Genomic DNA, 16,422 nt, shown 5'->3' with positions numbered 1-16,422 from the left:
GCCGCCATGCCGTACAGCACCGCCGGAATCTCCCGACGTACCGTCACCAGGGCCGCGGCCGTCACGGGACTGGCCGCCCTGTTCGGCGTCACGGCCGCCGGACGCGCCCGGGCCGCCACCCAGGTCGGCGCGCGCACCTTCGACGTGTCGGTGGCCTCCGCGGCGCTCGGCCGCAGCGCGCCGGTACGTCTGATCCTGCCGTCCGGCTTCGGCACGCAGCCCGGCCGCACCTACCCCGTGCTGTACCTGCTGCACGGCGCCCACGACGACTACACGTCGTGGACCCGGGAGACGGACATCGAGGCCTTCACCGAGGGCCGGGATCTGATCGTCGCCATGCCTGACGCCGGCCCGACCGGCATCCCCACGGCCTGGCGCAGCGGCCCGGACTACGAGACCTTCCAGGTCCAGGAGGTGCCGGCGCTGCTCGCTCGCGACTACCGGGCCTCGGGAGTGCGGGCGGTGGCGGGCGTGTCCACCGGCGGCTACGGCGCGATGGCGCACGCCGCCCGCCATCCGGGGGCGTTCGCCGCCGCGGCCTCCTACAGCGGCATCCTCGACACCACGGCCATCGGCGTTCCCGCCCTGGTGGACGCGATCGTGGCCCGCGAGAACCTGGCGCCCCACTCGCTGTGGGGCAGCCCGGTCCTCGATCTGCTGGTCTGGCACGACTTCAATCCGCGGGGCCGCGCGACGGGACTGCGCGGCACACCGCTGTACGTCTCCAGCGGCAGCGGTGTCGCCGGCGGCCTCGGCGACTGGCTGCCCGAAGCGCTGGAGAGCCTGCTGTGGCCGTCCGCGCACCGCTTCACCGACACCCTGGCCCTGCTCGGCATCCCGGTCACCACGCACTACTACGCGGGAGGAGGACACAGCTGGGCCTACTGGAAAGGGGAGTTCAGCGCCTCGTGGCCGATGCTCGCCGGTGCATTGGGGCTCCCGGAGTGATGTCGGTGCAGCCGGGGCACGGAACGGAGCGCAGGGGACACCCGTCGAACACAGGACGTTCCCCTCGCCCCATGGACACCGGCCCATGGGTGAGCCGCCTCCGGGGGAAAGGAGTGTCCGTCGTGGCCGTCCCCACCCCGCGCGGCACGCCCGGCGATCCCGGCACCCGCGCGGTCCCGCCCGAGCTGGCCGAGCTGCTGTTCACCCAACTCGAGCGCGTCGCGGACGAGGTGGAGGAGGAGGTGCGCCGCCAGGTTCCGGAGTACGCGCGGCCCGCCGACGGCACCTACCGCCGCAACCTGCGGGCCGGGGTGGTCCAGGCGCTCACGCTGTTCGTCGACCACATCGCCGATCCGTGCGGCCAGGGGGCCTCGATCGCGGCGACGTACTACGAACTCGGGCGCGGCGAGGCCCTGGAGGGCCGCAGCCTGGATGCGCTGCAGTCGGCACTGCGGGTGGGAGGTCTGCACGCCTGGCGGCTGATGGGCCGTACGGCGGACGAACTCGGCCTGGACACCGCGACCGTGGCCGCGCTGGGCGAACTGGCGTTCCGGACGGTGCACGAGGTCGCCGAGGCGGCCGCCGCCGGGTACGCGGAGGCGCAGGCACGCAGTGCGCACGAGCTGCAACGGCGCCGCAGACGGCTGCTCGATCTGCTGCTGGACGACGGGCCGGTGTCCCCGGAGACGGTGCATGATCTGGCGCACGGCGCGCGGTGGCGGGTACCCGCGCAGGTTGCCGTGGTAGCGCTGGCGTCCTCCGCGGATGCCCGATTCGATGACCAACTACCCGCCATGCCTGGCGCGTTGATGGATATGGACGCCAGGCCGCCGCGGGTGCTGGTGCCGGACCCGGAGGGTTCGGGGCGGTTCGGCGGACGGGCGGTCGTCCTGGGCCTGGGCGGCAGGCCGGCGGCAATAGGCCCGACGGTGCCGCTCGCCGAGGCCGCGCGGTCGCTGCAATGGGCCACGCGGGCGCTGGGCCTGATGGGCCGCGGCGTCCTGCCCCGGCAGGGCGTGGTCCGCTGCGCCGACCACCTCTCCACCCTGCTGCTCCACAGCGACGAGCCGCTGCTCGCCCACCTCGCCGGGCGCGTCCTCGCTCCCCTGGGCGCCGCCTCGGAGGGGCAGCGGGCGCGGCTGTCCGAGACACTGCTGGCATGGCTGCTCAGCGGCAGCAACGTCCCCGACGTCGCCGCCCGCCTCCACGTCCACCCGCAGACGGTCCGCTACCGCCTGCGCCAGCTGGAGAAGCTCTTCGGGGACTCCCTGCACGACCCCGAGACCCGCCTGGACCTGATCCTCGCGCTGCGCTCCGTGCCGCCGGTGACGACACGAACGACAGAGCAATGACCCGCGGAATTTCTGAATTCCCCTCCATGACACCCCTCAGGAAGCGCGAACTGAGCCTCGGAGCCTGCGGGGACGGGCTCAGGCTCAGGCCAGATCGCCGCGCAGGATGCTGTATCGCACGCCGTCACGCCACTGCCCGTCCCGGAAGGCGACGCTGCGCAGGACGCCTTCGCGACTGAACCCGGCCTTTTCCAGGGCGCGTTGCTCGGCGATGTTCTCGAGTTCCGTGTCCGCCTCGATCCGCACGACCGTCGTGTGCGCGAAGAGGTAGCGGACCAGCTGCCGTTGGGCCTCGGTCCCGACGCCCTGTCCGCGGGCGTCCGCCAGCAGGCCGATCCCCATGTTCCAGTAGAACGTGGTGTAGGTGGGCCTGACCTTCCGCCAGGCGACGAACCCCAGCCGCCGCGCGCCGCGTACCACCATCAGATGGCCTCCGTCGTCGCCGAGCAGCCCGTTCTCCGCCCACTGCCGCCGCCAGCGCCCGGTGTCCCACCAACCGAACCACTGGAAGGTGGCGGCCGTCTCCGGTTCGGTGAGAAACCGTTCCATGACCGGCAGGTCGTCCTCGGCCACCGGGCGCAGCGCGATGTCGTCGGAGCTCAGGCTCATGTACGTCACCCTACGACGGGGTTTGCAACGCGAGTACCGCGGACGGAGGTTGGGTCCTACGGACGGCTGCGCTGGCGCAGCGAGATGCGGTTGCCGTCCGGGTCCGTGGCCTCGATGCGCACGCCGAAGGCGTAGTCCTCCGGTTCGGGCTTGTCGAAGGGGACGCCGCGGTCGCGGAGGAGCGTGAAGTCCTTGCGCAGGTCGTCCGATTCGAGGAAGACGACGCCGGGAGTGGTGCCGGGCCGGACGTCGGCCGGCTGCCCCGCGGCCGCCGGGTGCGGCCACAGGACGAACTCCAGCGGGCTGCCGGGGACGGCCACCGTGAGGAAGCGCCCGTCGGGGCCTTCGGCGTCGACGCGCTTCTCCAGGCCGAGTTGATCGGTGTAGAAGCGCAGCGCGCGGTCCTGGTCGGTGACGTAGATGGTCACATACATGACGTTGGTCAGCATCGTGATGTCCGATCCGAGCGGTGGCAGGTCACTTCGCTGACGGAACGTGGCGGGGATGTGTGACAGGAATGTGTGACAGGAATGGGTGACAGGAATGTGTGACGGTCTACGCCGGATCCATTCCTGTCATCAGTTCCGCGAAGGCGCGGGACGCGTGCGGGGAGGTGAAGAGCCGGTCGAGGCGGGCGCGGGCCAGCCCGCGGTGGAAGGGGCCGGTGCCGGTGTCGTCGCCCGCGTCGTGCAGCGTGCGGGTCAGCCAGTGGGAGAACTCCTGGTCGTTCCACACCCGCCGCAGGCACCGCTGCGAGTACGTGCGCAGGCCGGTGTCGTCCTGGTCGCGGGCGAAGTCCCGCACGGCGCGGGCGAAGACGTCGGCGTCGTAGAGGGCGAGGTTCATGCCCTTGCCGCCCATCGGGGAAACGATGTGGGCGGCGTCGCCGACCAGGAAGAGGCGGCCGTGCTGCATGGGGTCGTGGACCAGGCTGCGGAGGCGGAAGATCTCGCGGTCGGTGATCGGGCCGGAGATGAGGGCGGGGTCGCCGAGCCGCGTGCGCAGTGCGTCCCAGACACGGGCGTCCGGCCAGGCGGCGGGGTGATCGTCGGGCGGGCACTGGACGTAGTAACGGCTGGTCTGCGGGCCGCGCGGGAAGTGCGCGGCGAAGCCGTCCGGGCTGACGGCCAGGAGGGGACGGGCCGGCGGCGGGGCGTCGGCGAGGACGGTGAGCCAGCCGATGCCGTGGTCGAAGGCGTGGGCGGTGAGCACACCTTCGGGCACGGTCGTGCGGCTGACACCGTGGTCGCCGTCGCATCCGGCGACGAAGGCGCAGGTGAGGGCGCGGACGGTGCCGTCGGCGGTGCGGTAGCGGACCGTCGGGCGGTCCCCGGTCAGGTCGTGCAGCGAGATGTCGGCGGCCTCGAAGCGCAGGTCGCCGCCGTCGGCGAGGTAGGCGGCGGTGAGCTTCTGGACCAGCACCTGCTGCGGGCAGAGGCGTGCCGCGAGCCCCTCGGTGCCGTCGCCGTCGGAGAGGAGGTGGCTCTCGCCGTCCACCCGGATCTCGAGGACGCCGTCGTACGGGACACCACCGAGGACCCGGTCGGCCAGCCCCCAGGAGTCGAACATCCGCACCGCGCGGGTCTCGACGATCCCGGCACGCTGCCGCTGCGCCACATGCTCACGGCTGCGTCGCTCCAGCACGACGCAGTCGATGCCACCGCGCCGCAGCAGATTGGCAACGGTCATCCCGGCCGGGCCCGCACCGATGACCACGACGGTCGTGGATTCCGGCGACTGCCCCAACTTGCCCGCGTCCTGTTCGACTTGGCCATCGAGATCGGCTGCCGAGTCCTCACCAGTCATGCGTGAGTCCTGTGCAACGGGAGGCGCCGCCAAACGCAGCGGGCAGCACTCTCACCGCAGTTCGGCACGGAGGAGCGGAACGCGTTCGACGACCTCCCGAAACGGGACGTACAGTACCCCTAGGGGTATACGTCGATCGAGGAGTGGCCGTGGACATGGAGCTCGCGGGTGCGGAGCTGAAGGCGGTGCTGAACCGGCTGCGCCGCGCTCAGGGCCAGATCGCCGGAGTGATCCGGATGATCGAGGAGGGTCGCGACTGCGAGGACGTCATCACCCAGCTCGCCGCGGCCTCGCGGGCCCTGGACCGGGCCGGCTTCGCCATCATCGCCACCGGCCTCCAGCAGTGCCTGACCGACGTCGAGGCCGGCCGGAAGAACGGCGAGGACGTGGACCAGATGCGCGCCCGGCTGGAGAAGCTGTTCCTGTCGCTGGCGTGAGAACGGGCCGACCCGACGGCCGCCCTCTCACCGCCGCTGCTCGGTGAACCCGCCCCTGACGGCGTCGAAGACCGGACGGTACGTGTCCCAGCGGGCGGCCGGGGCGGACAGATAGATGTCGTACTCGCGGCCGCCCGCCGCGCCGTAGCCGAGGTCGACGGCGCGGAAGAGCCGGGCCCGGCCGTGGAAGGTGAACTCCCACACCACCGCCGGCCGCCCCCTGAAGTCGGTCTCCTGCATACGCAGCCTGCGGTACGTCGGGTAGTTGGCCTTGGTGTTCGCCTCGGTGTCCTTGAAGTGCCCGGTGGGGTTCCTGCCGGCGGGGTCCACCATGCCGACGGTGATGCCGGCCAGGCCGCTCGGGTCGGCGTAGGTGACCTCGTCGTCGCTCGACCCCTTCTTCTTCCAGCCGTCGGGGACGGGGAAGGAGACGCCGAGCTGCGCGTCGCGGACGAGGTGGTGACCGGCGGGGACGGGCGAGGGCGTGGTGGACGCGGTGGACGCACCGGCGCCGTCGCGGCCGGCCTGGTGCGACGCCGTGGCGAGGGTGGCGGCCACGGCGCCCGCGGCCAGGACGATCGCGGCCGGTACGAGGACACGGCGCTTGCGGTTGCGCGCCCTCTTCGGCGGCGGCGCGGAGGTCACCGGGCGCGTCTCCTCAAGGGCGACCGGCGCGGACGGCGCGATCGGGGCTGCCGGGGTTATCGGGGCTGCCGGGTCTGCCGGGTCTGCCGGGGCCGACCGCACCGTCGCCCGGACGTCGGCCCCGATCGCCCGCAGCGCCTGTTCCGTCTGCTCCGCCGTGGGCCGGTCCGCGGGGTCCTTCGACAGCAGCGCCTCGATGAGCGGCCCCAGGGATCCGGCTTGCCGCATCGGCGCGGGCGGGTCGACGGCGACGGCGTACGCGGTCTCCATGGCGGTGTCGCGGCGGTACGGCAGGCGCCCCTCCACCGCCTGGTAGAGCGTCGCGCCCAGGGACCACAGGTCCGAGGCCGGGCCGGGCTTCTGGCCGCGGACCCGCTCCGGGGCCATGAAGTCGATGGAGCCGATCATCTCCCCGGTCTGCGTGAGCGTGGTGCTCCCGGCGGTCTGCGCGATGCCGAAATCGGTCAGGACGACCCGCCCCTCGGCGCCGAGCAGCACGTTGCCGGGCTTGATGTCGCGATGCAGGACGCCGACGGCGTGCGCCGCCCGTACGGCCGAGATCACGCCCAGGCCGACGCGCGCCGCCTCCGCGGGCGGCAGCGTGCGGCCGCCTGCGAGGGCGTCACCCAGGGTGCCGGCGGGGACGTACTCCATGACGATGCACGGCAGCCCGCCGTCGTCTGCGACGTCATGGACGACGACCACGTTGGGGTGCACGACCCGGGCCGCGCTGCGTGCCTCGCGGCGGATGCGCTCGTAGAGCGTGCCGATCTCGGCGGCGGACAGGTGCGGCGGCGTGTGGAGCCGCTTGAGGGCGACCTGGCGGGCGAGCTGCTCGTCCTCGGCACGCCACACGGTGCCCATGCCGCCCTGGCCGACGCGCTCGACGAGCCGGTAGCGCCCGGCGACCAGCCGCCCTTCGTCCGACACTGCCTTGCCCTCCGCCTGCTCAGTCCCCCCTGCGCGTCACTCGGCTATGCACACTAACCGAATTTGTCGACATGCCGATTCATCGTCGGCTGCCGGGGCGAGTGTGCACCGGTGCGCGGAGTGCCGCCCGTGACGAAGGTCACGCCCCCTGCGCCTACGGGACACGAGGGCGGCGCTCGCGCACCGCCGCCGCGTACACCTGCGCCGTCGCCGTCGCGGCCGTGTCCCAGCCGAAGGAGCGGGCGTGGTGGGCGGCGGAGCGGCCCATGCGGGCGGAGAGGTGCGGGTCGTCGGCGAAGGCGCGCAGGGCGCGGGCGTAGTCCGCCGGGTCGTGGCCGGGGACGAGGGTGCCGCTCACACCGTCGCGTACGGCGACCGGAAGGCCGCCGACCTCGGCGGCGATCACGGGGGTGCCGCAGGCCTGGGCCTCGACGGCGACCAGGCCGAAGGACTCGCTGTGGGACGGCATGACCAGGACGGAGGCGGCCCGGTACCAGTCGGCCAGGCGATCCTGGCCGACCGGTGGCCTGAACCGTACGACGTCCGAGATGCCGAGCCCCGCCGCCAGCTTCTGCAGGCCCTCGGGCCTGGCCAGGCCGCTGCCGCTGGGGCCGCCCACGACCGGCACCACGATCCGCTCCCGCAGCCACGGACGCTGCTGAAGCAGCCGGGCCACCGCGCGCAGCAGGACGTCGGGCGCCTTGAGCGGCTGGATGCGGCCCGCGAACAGCGGGATCAGGGCGTCCTGGGGCAGTCCGAGGCGGGCTCGGGCCGCGGCGCGGCCGGCCTCGATGCCGGCGGGGTCGGGGCGGAAGCGGTCCAGGTTGACGCCGGGGTGGACGACCGCGACCCGTCCCCGGTCGGCGCCGTAGTGGTGCAGCAGTTCCTCGGCCTCCTGCTCGGTGTTCGCTATCAACCGGTCGGCGGAGTGGGCGACTTGGGTCTCGCCGAGGACGCGGGACGCGGGTTCGGGGGTGTCGCCGTCCGCGAGGTTGGCGTTCTTGACCTTGGCCATGGTGTGCATCGTGTGGACGAGCGGGACGCCCCAGCGCTCGGCGGTGAGCCGGCCGACGTGGCCGGAGAGCCAGTAGTGCGAGTGGACCAGGTCGTAGTGACCGAGGCGGTGGGCGGCCCACGCCTGGGTCACGCCGTGGGTGAAGGCGCAGAGTTGGGCGGGGAGGTTCTCCTTGGCCAGGCCCTCGTAGGGTCCGGCGGCCACGTGCCGGACCAGGACGCCGGGCGCGAGGTCGACGCTCGGTGGGAGCGCGGTGGAGGTGGCCCGGGTGAAGATCTCCACCTCGATGCCGAGGGCGGCCAGGCGTTTGGCGAGCTCGACGATGTAGACGTTCATGCCGCCCGCGTCGCCGGTGCCGGGCTGGTGCAGCGGGGAGGTGTGCACCGAGAGCATCGCCACCCGGCGGGGGCGGCCGTGTGCGCCGGACCGCTCGGGCCGGCGCGGGCCGCCGACAAGCTTGCCGCCATGGAGAGTTACGAGCCGGGTCACGCGACCGCCTCGGCCGTCATGTCGAGGCACTGTTCGCCCTCGTACACGTTCCCCACGTCCACGTTCATGGGGACGTCAGGGGCGGTCGGCTGGAACGGAATGCGCGGCGTCCTTCGGTGACCCGTCCCATGGTCAGCACTCGATGACGTTGACGGCGAGTCCGCCGCGGGCGGTCTCCTTGTACTTGACCTTCATGTCGGCGCCGGTCTCCTTCATGGTCTTGATGACCTTGTCGAGGGAGACGTGGTGGCGGCCGTCGCCGCGCAGCGCCATCCGGGCCGCGGTCACCGCCTTGACCGCGGCCATGCCGTTGCGCTCGATGCACGGGATCTGCACCAGGCCGCCGACCGGGTCGCAGGTCAGGCCGAGGTTGTGCTCCATGCCGATCTCGGCGGCGTTCTCGACCTGTTCGGGACTTCCACCCAGCACCTCCGCGAAACCCCCGGCCGCCATCGAGCAGGCCGAGCCGACCTCGCCCTGGCAGCCGACCTCGGCGCCGGAGATGGACGCGTTCTCCTTGAACAGCATGCCGATCGCGCCCGCCGCGAGCAGGAAGCGGACGACTCCGTCCTCGTCGGCACCCGGCACGAAATTGACGTAGTAATGCAGGACCGCCGGGATGATGCCGGCCGCGCCGTTCGTGGGCGCGGTGACCACCCGGCCGCCCGCCGCGTTCTCCTCGTTCACCGCCATCGCGTAGAGGGTCACCCACTCCATCGCACGGCCCAACGGATCGCCCTCGCCGCGGAGTTGGCGGGCCGCCGCCGCAGCCCGGCGCCGTACCTTCAGACCACCGGGGAGGATGCCCTCCGCCGACAGCCCGCGGGACACGCACGCCTGCATGACCCGCCAGATCTCCAGCAGGCCCTCGCGGATCTCGTCCTCGGTGCGCCAGGCGCGCTCGTTCTCCAGCATCAGCGCGGAGATCGACAGACCCGTCTCCTTGGTCAGGCGCAGCAGTTCGTCACCCGTGCTGAAGGGGTACGTCAACTCCGTGTCGTCGAGCTTGATGCGGTCCGCGCCGGCCGCGTCCTCGTCGACGACGAAGCCGCCGCCGACCGAGTAGTACGTCTTCTCCAGCAGCGGTACACCGTCGGCGTCGTACGCGAACAGGGTCATGCCGTTGGCGTGGAAGGGCAGAGATCGCCGTCGGTGCAGCACCAGTTGGGCCGAGACGTCGAAGTCGATCTCGTGGGCCGGGCCGATCTCGGCGCCGAGGAGGCGGATGCGGCCTGTGCTGCGGATCCGCTCGACGTCGAGATCGGCCTGGGCGACGTCGACCGTGTGCGGCTCGTTGCCCTCCAGGCCGAGCAGCACCGCCTTGGGGGTGCCGTGGCCGTGGCCGGTCGCCCCGAGGGAGCCGTACAACTCCGCCCGTACGGCGGTGGTCTGGGCGAGCACGCCGTCCTGCTTCAGCCGGGCGACGAACATCCCGGCGGCGCGTATCGGGCCGACGGTGTGCGAGCTGGACGGCCCGATACCGATGGAGAACAGGTCGAAGACGCTGATTGCCACGCCACACTCCGTGGGATTGGCGAGGTGTGCCGGAGTGCCGACGGCACACCTCTGCGGGCGAGTTGTCGGAGAACTGGAGCCCAGGCTGAAGCGGGTGCATGCGGGTCATCGACGGTCTTCCTGGGTGCGGGCGCAGTGGGCGGTGCATGCGTCGGCGGCCGATGCCCTCGACCGGCCGTCTCGCATCACACAACCACGGTCGCCATGCGCAACATGGTTTCGGCGCAGTCCGGGCTTGTCAAGGGATGCGCGCGACAGATGTTCCCGATGGTGCACCACGTTCCGTATCGCGCAACGTCCATATCAGAGCAGGCAGAATTCGTTGCCTTCCGGATCCGCCATCACCATGTGATCGGGCCTGCCGTCCAGGGCCTCCTCACGGATGACGGAGGCACCCGCCGCGGTCAGTCGCTCCACCGCCGCCACCACGCGCGGCCATCGCGTCTCCCAGGGCGTCTCCCGGCCGCCGCCGACCTGCACGTCCAGATGCAGCCGGTTCTTCGCCACCTTCGGCTCCGGAACCCGCAGGAACGAGATGGCGGGCCCCGCTTGGTCCGGATCGCTGAGGTACGCGCCCTCGTCCCACTCCTCCTCCGGGACTCCGTGATGGGCGAACCACTCCTCCCAGCTGCCGAATCCGGCGGGCGCGGGCCGCTCCACGTAACCCAGTGCCAGCGCCCAGAATCCGGCCAGTTCCACAGGCCGTGCGCAGTCGATCGTCACGGTCCATCTGGTCGCCATGCGGGCCTCCTCGGTCGAGTACGGCGACGCTACCGGCAGTTCTGCCCGAACCCCTTGACCAGCCGCGCCCCACCCCCGACCATGTTGCGTATAGCTCATCAAGTTGCGTAATGCGCACCCTAGATCAAGCCCCCGACGGAGGATGCCGTGTCTCCTCGACCGCAGCCCGGCCGCGAGTTCGTCCTGACCCTGTCGTGCCCCGACCAGGCCGGCCTGGTCCACGCCGTGACCACCTTTCTCGTGAGCCACTCCGGCAACATCCTGGAGAGCCAGCAGTTCGACGACCGGCTCCAGGACCGGTTCTTCATGCGGGTTCACTTCGACGTCGCCGATCCGGCCCTGTCACCGGAGGCGCTGCGCTCCGGCTTCGGCCCGGTGGCCGAGGCGTACCGGATCACCTGGCAGCTGCGCGACGCGTCGACGCCGACCCGCACGCTGATCATGGTCTCGAAGTTCGGCCACTGCCTGAACGACCTGCTGTTCCGCAGGTCCACGGGCGCGCTGAACATCGAGATCCCGGCGATCGTCTCCAACCACCGCGAGTTCGAGGCCCTGGCCGAGAGCTACGGCATCCCCTTCCACCACATCCCGGTGACCGCGGACACCAAGGCGGAGGCGGAGGCGCGGCTGCTGGAGCTCGTCGACGAGCTGGACGTCGATCTCGTGGTGCTCGCCCGCTACATGCAGATCCTCTCCGACGACCTGTGCAAGCAGCTCGACGGGCGGGCCATCAACATCCACCACTCGTTCCTGCCAAGCTTCAAGGGGGCGCGCCCCTACGTCCAGGCGCACCAGCGCGGGGTGAAGCTCGTCGGGGCCACGGCGCACTACGTCACCTCCGACCTCGACGAGGGCCCGATCATCGAGCAGGAGGTCGTCCGGGTGGACCACTCCCGCACCCCGGACGAACTGGTCGCCATGGGCCGAGACGTCGAGGCACAGGTGCTCGCGCGCGCGATCGCGTGGCACACGGAGAGCCGCGTCCTGGTCAACGGCCGCTGCACGGTGGTCTTCCGCTGAAGCGCCGGCGATGCGAGGCTGACGCAAGGCCGGGACGGCTGCCCCGGACCTTCCCGGACCGTCGGCCGGGACGCGTATAGTTGCGCTATGAGCAACCACGCGGCAGATGGCGAAACAACGGGGCCTGCGGTGAACGGTGTGCAGTCCGTGGACCGCGCCGTCAGCGTCCTGGAGATCCTCGCCCAGCGCGGCGAGGCCGGCGTGAGCGAGGTGGCCGCCGAGATCGACGTCCACAAGTCGACGGCGTTCCGCCTGCTCGGGGCCCTGGAGTCGCGCGGCCTGGTGGAACAGGCGACGGAGCGTGGCAAGTACCGGCTCGGCTTCGGCATCGTGCGCCTCGCCGGCGCGGTCACGGGCCGGCTCGACATCACCCAGCAGGGCCGGTCGGTGTGCGAGCGGCTCGCCGAGGAGCTCGGTGAGACCGTCAACATCGCGGTCCTGCAGGAGCATTACGCGGTCAACCTCTACCAGGTGCGCGGCCCGGGCGCGGTCGGCACGCACAACTGGGTCGGCCAGCTGACCCCGCCGCACGCCACGTCCAGCGGCAAGATCCTGCTGGCCCACCTCTCGGAGGAGGGGCGCGTGGCAGTGCTCGGGACGTCCGGGCTGCAGAGGCTGACGCCCCACACCCTGACGGCGCGGACGAAGCTGGACAAGGACCTCGCCCAGGCGCGGGAGCGCGGCTACACGATCACGCTGGAGGAGCTCGAGCTCGGCCTGCACGCCATGGCGGCCCCGATCCGCTCCCGCGACGGCGAGGTCATCGCAGCCCTCAGCGCCTCCGGCCCGGCCTATCGCTTCACGGAGGCGCGGATGCACGAGCTGGCGCCCGTACTGGTCAAGGGCGCGGAGGAGATCAGCCGCCGGATGGGGTATCTGGGCTGAGCCCGCCGCCGCCCTGGCAGGCGGGCCGGCGGACCGCCCTCCGCGACGGCGTCAGGCCGGCGCCTCGGCCCCCCAGCGCGCCGTCACCCGTACCGCGTCCAGCGTCGACGCCACGTCGTGCACGCGCAGGCACCAGGCGCCCTGGGCCGCGGCGAGGACGGAGACGGCGGTGGTGGCGGCGTCGCGCAACGGCGCCGGGCGCGGCCGCCCCGTCGCCGGATCGGCCAGCAGACGGCCCAGGAAGGACTTGCGGGAGGCGCCCACCAGGACGGGATGGCCGAGCGCCCGGACCTCGGCGAGGCGGGCCAGCAACTCCCAGTTGTGGTCGGGCTGTTTGGCGAAGCCCAGGCCGGGATCGACGATCAGGCGGCCCGGCCGGATACCCGCCCGCAGCGCGGCCTCGACCCGCAGGCGCAGTTCACCGAGCACGTCGGCGACGACATCGCCGTAGACGGCGTTCGCCTGCATGCCGGCGGCGTGGCCGCGCCAGTGCATCAGGACGTACGGCATCCCCGCCCGCGCCATCAGCGGCAGCATCGCGGGGTCGGCGAGGCCGCCCGAGACGTCGTTGATCAGCCGTGCGCCCGCGTCGAGGGCGCGCGCGGCGACCTCGGCCCGCATGGTGTCGACGCTGACGACGCCACCCGCCGCGACCAGTTCTCGTACGACGGGCAGAACGCGGCGCAGCTCCTCCTCGACCGGTGGGCGGACCGCGCCGGGGCGGGTCGACTCCCCGCCCACGTCGACGATGTCCGCCCCGTCCTCGAACAGCGCGAGCCCGTGGGCCACGGCCGCGTCGGCGGCGAAGGACCGTCCGCCGTCGGAGAACGAGTCGGGGGTGACGTTGACGACGCCCATGACGAGCGTGCGGCCGGGCCGCGGCAGGCCGTAGGGGTGGAGTTCCGGCGCTCCCGGAGGCGTCGCCGTGACGGCGTGGGCCATGCCGATCACCAAGACCGGGCCTTGCGCGCCGCCGCGTCCCTCACGCCACTCCTCCGGCGGGCACCGCCCCGAGCCGGGCCGCGACGCAGGCCGGCGGGAGGTTCGGCCGGGCGTCGGACAGCTCGACGTAGACCATGCCGTCCTCGACGAGGACCTGGTGGGTGCGGACCGGCAGGCGGGCCGGCGGGGCGTCCACCCTGCCGGTGCGCAGGTCGAACTTCGAGGCGTGCAGCGGGCATTCGACCTCGCACCCCTCCAGCCACCCGTCCGCGAGCGAGGCGTCCTGGTGGGTGCACGTGTCGTCGATCGCGTAGAGCTCGCCGTCCTCGGTGTGGAAGACGGAGACCGGCGGTTCGGACTCGATCCGGAACGCCTCGCCCTGCGGCAGGTCGGCAAGAGGGCACGCGGGAATCTTCATGACCACCTCGGTGCGGATGCGTAATGCGAAACGATGTGCGCTTAGCGCAACGTCAGTTTGGAGGCGGACCCCTCCCCTGTCAAGAAGCCGGCGAGGCGGCACCACAGCGGTCCAGGTCGGCCGTTGCGCAGGGGCAGCAGAGGGGCTATTGAGCCGGCCCCGGAATCTCCTGCTCGGCCCAGATGATCTTGCCGTCGGGTGTGTGGCGGGCGCCCCAGCGGTCGGTCAGCTGGGCCACCAGGAACAGGCCTCGGCCGCCCTCGTCCATGCTGCGGGCATGCCGCAGCCGCGGGGCCGTGCCGCTGGCGTCGGCGACCTCGCAGGTCAGCCGGGCGTCACGGAGGAGCCGTAGCCGGATGGGCGGCTCGGCGTAGCGGATCGCGTTGGTGACGAGCTCGCTGACGACGAGTTCCGTCGTCATGGCGAGGTCGCCCAGGCCCCACGCCTCCACCTGCCGGGTCGCCTGTGCGCGGACGTCGGCCACGGCGGACGGGTCCACGGGCACGTCCCAGGAGGCGACATGGTCGTCACCCAGGATGTGCGTGCGGGTCAGCAGCAGGGCGATGTCGTCGGCCTGCGGCACGGGTACGAGCTGCCGCACCGCGGACGTGCACAGGTCGGAGAGGCCCGTGTGCGAGTCGGCCAGCAGGCCGGCGAGCCGGGACATGCCGCGCTCCATGTCGCCGTCGGTGCCCTCGATCAGGCCGTCGGTGTAGAGCCCGAGCAGGCTGTTCTCGCCGAGCTCGATCTCGGTGGCCTCGAAGGCCATTCCTCCCAGCCCCAGCGGGGGCCCGGCCGGGGGTTCTGGGAAAGACACCTGCCCATCCGGTGCGACGACGACCGGGGGCGGGTGCCCGGCCCGGGCCATCGTGCACCGCCCGGTGACGGGGTCGTAGACGGCGTAGAGGCAGGTCGCCCCGAGGAAGCCGGTCGTGCTGCGCCGGCTCTCCTCGTCGTCGGCCTGCTCCGCGCTCAACCGGAGCACCAGGTCGTCGAGGTGGGCCAGCAGCTCGTCGGGCGGCAGCTCCATGTCGGCGAGGGTCTGCACCGCGGTGCGCAGCCGGCCCATCGCCGCCGCGGCGGCGATGCCGTGCCCGACCACGTCGCCGACGACCAGGCCCACCCGCGCCCCGGACAGCGGGATCACGTCGAACCAGTCGCCGCCCACCCCGCCCGACGGGTCCGCCGGCAGATAGGCGGAGGCCACCTCCAGCGCGGTTCCACCGGTCAGCACGTGCGGCAGCAGACTGCGCTGGAGGGTGACGGCCGCCGTGTGCTCCCGGGTGTAGCGGCGGGCGTTGTCGACGCACAGCGCCGCGCGCGCCACCAGCTCCCGGGCCAGCAGAACGTCGTCGGGCTGGAACGAAACGGGGTTGAGGGAGCGCAGGAACGTGGTGATGCCCAGGGCGGTGTGGCGCGCCCGCATCGGCACGGAGATCAGGGAGTGCAGGCCGAACTTCCTCAGACGTTCGGCTCGTTCGGGTTCTTCGGTGACCCACTCGGGGGCGGACGGATCGAGCACGGACATGAGGATCGGCTCGCCTTCGACGAGCAGGTTCAGGTCGTGCGTCGGAGGCAGGAATCCCGGGCTCTCCCCGATGCGCACCACGGCCTCCGGGCAGCCCTCGCGCACCGAGCTCATGCCGGCGCGGCGCAGCACGGGCCGGACGGGGGCGGGCCCGGCGTCCGTGAGCCACGCGCCGTGCCCTTCGGTGCTCAGGACGGGCTCCAGCAGGTCCACGACGACGAAGTCGGCGAAGCGGGGCACGGCGAAGTCGGCGAGTTCCTGCGCCGTGCCCATCACGTCCAGGGTGGTGCCGACGCCGGCCCCGGCCTCGTTGACCAGCGTCAGCAGCCGGCGCGCGGTCCACCGCTCGGTGACGTCCTGCACCAGGTAGCAGACCCCGGTGGTGACATCCGCGACGTCCACCAGGGGGAAGAAGGACGTGGAGTAGGCGCGCTGACGGTGGGGATCGGCCCAGCTCCAGCCCAGGTACTCGTAGTCGGTGACCGGTACGCCGGTCTCCAGGACCTTGCGCATCAGGCCCTCGATGGCGGCCGCCTGCAGACCGGGCAGCAGCTCGCTCAGGCGGCGCCCCAGCCGCTGCTCACGGGGTACGCCGCCGAACCGCTCCAGGGTGTCGTTGAGCCATACGTAGCGCAGTTCCAGGTCCATCACGGCCATGCCGACCGGCAGACGGGTCAGGAACCCGTCGAGCACGGACTGGACCACCGTCCACTGCGGCTTCTCCTCCCGCGCCGAGACGAGGAAGCACTCGTCCGCGCCGACGCGGAACGCCGCGGAGACCCGCAGGTCGACGTCGACGACGCGGCCGTCGCCGTGCCGCAGGGGGATCAGGCCGTTCCACCCCATGCCCGCGCGGCACCGCTCCACCACGCCGGCCACGCGCGCGGGGTCCCGGTCCATCGCCACCAGGCGCTCGACAGAGCCGCCGACCACCTCGGAGGCCGGGCGTCCGAGGAGGACCTCGGCGCCCCGGGTCCAGCCGATCACGGCACCTTCGGCGGACACGATCGCCGCCGCGTCGCTGGACGCGTCGAGGAGATCGCGCGGTGCCACGGGCGGGGGCCCGCCGGACGCTTGTCGCGCAGGATCCATGGGTGCCATCCGGTTCCGTTCCGTACAGCACCATGTTCCTGCTACTCCAC

General features: G+C 72.3%; 15 protein-coding genes. 5 read left to right on the top strand and 10 right to left on the bottom strand.

What is annotated here, in order from left to right; all coding sequences use genetic code 11:
* Window positions 1–6: 6 nt before the first annotated feature.
* Window positions 7–948, top strand: a complete 942-nt coding sequence (locus ACIBN2_RS01500; RefSeq protein WP_399132048.1) for an alpha/beta hydrolase — start codon at window positions 7–9, stop codon at window positions 946–948.
* 122 nt (window positions 949–1,070) lie between these two features.
* Window positions 1,071–2,300: a PucR family transcriptional regulator gene (locus tag ACIBN2_RS01495; protein ID WP_399132047.1), complete on the top strand. Its 1,230-nt coding sequence runs from the start codon at window positions 1,071–1,073 to the stop codon at window positions 2,298–2,300.
* An 84-nt stretch (window positions 2,301–2,384) separates the two neighbouring features.
* Here ACIBN2_RS01495 and ACIBN2_RS01490 read toward each other — a convergent pair whose 3' ends face one another.
* The 3 genes from ACIBN2_RS01490 to ACIBN2_RS01480 all read right to left on the bottom strand — a co-directional run bounded on the left by ACIBN2_RS01490 (window position 2,385) and on the right by ACIBN2_RS01480 (window position 4,715).
* Window positions 2,385–2,909, bottom strand: a complete 525-nt coding sequence (locus ACIBN2_RS01490; RefSeq protein WP_399132046.1) for a GNAT family N-acetyltransferase — start codon at window positions 2,907–2,909, stop codon at window positions 2,385–2,387.
* 56 nt (window positions 2,910–2,965) lie between these two features.
* Entirely contained in the window at window positions 2,966–3,358 is a 393-nt protein-coding gene (locus ACIBN2_RS01485; RefSeq protein ID WP_399132044.1) for a VOC family protein, read from the bottom strand.
* 106 nt (window positions 3,359–3,464) lie between these two features.
* Window positions 3,465–4,715: a 4-hydroxybenzoate 3-monooxygenase gene (locus ACIBN2_RS01480; protein WP_399132043.1), complete on the bottom strand. Its 1,251-nt coding sequence runs from the start codon at window positions 4,713–4,715 to the stop codon at window positions 3,465–3,467.
* Between the two features lie 149 nt (window positions 4,716–4,864).
* Between ACIBN2_RS01480 and ACIBN2_RS01475 the strand changes: the two genes are divergently transcribed.
* Window positions 4,865–5,152 (top strand): metal-sensitive transcriptional regulator, encoded by a 288-nt coding sequence (locus ACIBN2_RS01475; RefSeq protein WP_399132042.1) that lies wholly within the window; start codon window positions 4,865–4,867, stop codon window positions 5,150–5,152.
* Window positions 5,153–5,179: 27 nt separating this feature from the next.
* Here ACIBN2_RS01475 and ACIBN2_RS01470 read toward each other — a convergent pair whose 3' ends face one another.
* The 4 genes from ACIBN2_RS01470 to ACIBN2_RS01455 all read right to left on the bottom strand — a co-directional run bounded on the left by ACIBN2_RS01470 (window position 5,180) and on the right by ACIBN2_RS01455 (window position 10,487).
* The gene (locus ACIBN2_RS01470) at window positions 5,180–6,727 is read right to left on the bottom strand and encodes a protein kinase (protein WP_399132041.1); all 1,548 of its coding nucleotides are present in this window, start codon (window positions 6,725–6,727) and stop codon (window positions 5,180–5,182) included.
* Between the two features lie 154 nt (window positions 6,728–6,881).
* Window positions 6,882–8,231, bottom strand: a complete 1,350-nt coding sequence (mshA, locus tag ACIBN2_RS01465; protein ID WP_399132040.1) for a D-inositol-3-phosphate glycosyltransferase — start codon at window positions 8,229–8,231, stop codon at window positions 6,882–6,884.
* Window positions 8,232–8,363: 132 nt separating this feature from the next.
* A complete protein-coding gene (locus ACIBN2_RS01460) occupies window positions 8,364–9,746 on the bottom strand; it encodes an L-serine ammonia-lyase (RefSeq protein ID WP_399132039.1) in 1,383 nt (460 codons plus the stop codon).
* A gap of 303 nt (window positions 9,747–10,049) precedes the next feature.
* Window positions 10,050–10,487: a VOC family protein gene (locus tag ACIBN2_RS01455; RefSeq protein ID WP_399132038.1), complete on the bottom strand. Its 438-nt coding sequence runs from the start codon at window positions 10,485–10,487 to the stop codon at window positions 10,050–10,052.
* 147 nt (window positions 10,488–10,634) lie between these two features.
* On the opposite strand from ACIBN2_RS01455, the gene purU reads away from it, so the two are divergent.
* Together purU and ACIBN2_RS01445 are read left to right on the top strand one after the other, a co-directional pair.
* On the top strand, window positions 10,635–11,507 hold the full coding sequence (gene purU, locus ACIBN2_RS01450; RefSeq protein WP_399132037.1) for a formyltetrahydrofolate deformylase: 873 nt from the start codon (window positions 10,635–10,637) through the stop codon (window positions 11,505–11,507).
* A gap of 87 nt (window positions 11,508–11,594) precedes the next feature.
* Entirely contained in the window at window positions 11,595–12,392 is a 798-nt protein-coding gene (locus ACIBN2_RS01445; RefSeq protein WP_399132036.1) for an IclR family transcriptional regulator, read from the top strand.
* Between the two features lie 51 nt (window positions 12,393–12,443).
* On the opposite strand, the gene folP is transcribed toward ACIBN2_RS01445, so the two are convergent.
* The 3 genes from folP to ACIBN2_RS01430 form a co-directional block, all read right to left on the bottom strand.
* Complete coding sequence (gene folP / locus ACIBN2_RS01440) at window positions 12,444–13,334, bottom strand: dihydropteroate synthase (protein WP_399132035.1); 891 nt, start codon at window positions 13,332–13,334, stop codon at window positions 12,444–12,446.
* A 40-nt stretch (window positions 13,335–13,374) separates the two neighbouring features.
* Window positions 13,375–13,752, bottom strand: a complete 378-nt coding sequence (locus ACIBN2_RS01435; protein WP_399132034.1) for a bifunctional 3-phenylpropionate/cinnamic acid dioxygenase ferredoxin subunit — start codon at window positions 13,750–13,752, stop codon at window positions 13,375–13,377.
* A gap of 145 nt (window positions 13,753–13,897) precedes the next feature.
* Window positions 13,898–16,381, bottom strand: a complete 2,484-nt coding sequence (locus ACIBN2_RS01430) for a SpoIIE family protein phosphatase (protein ID WP_399132033.1) — start codon at window positions 16,379–16,381, stop codon at window positions 13,898–13,900.
* Window positions 16,382–16,422: the final 41 nt, after the last annotated feature.

The sequence above is a fragment of the Streptomyces sp. NPDC050534 genome, from assembly GCF_044457745.1.
Classification (GTDB): Bacteria; Actinomycetota; Actinomycetes; order Streptomycetales; family Streptomycetaceae; genus Streptomyces.
The sequence above is the reverse complement of the archived record's forward strand: the minus strand, read 5'-3'. Positions and strand labels throughout refer to the sequence as shown.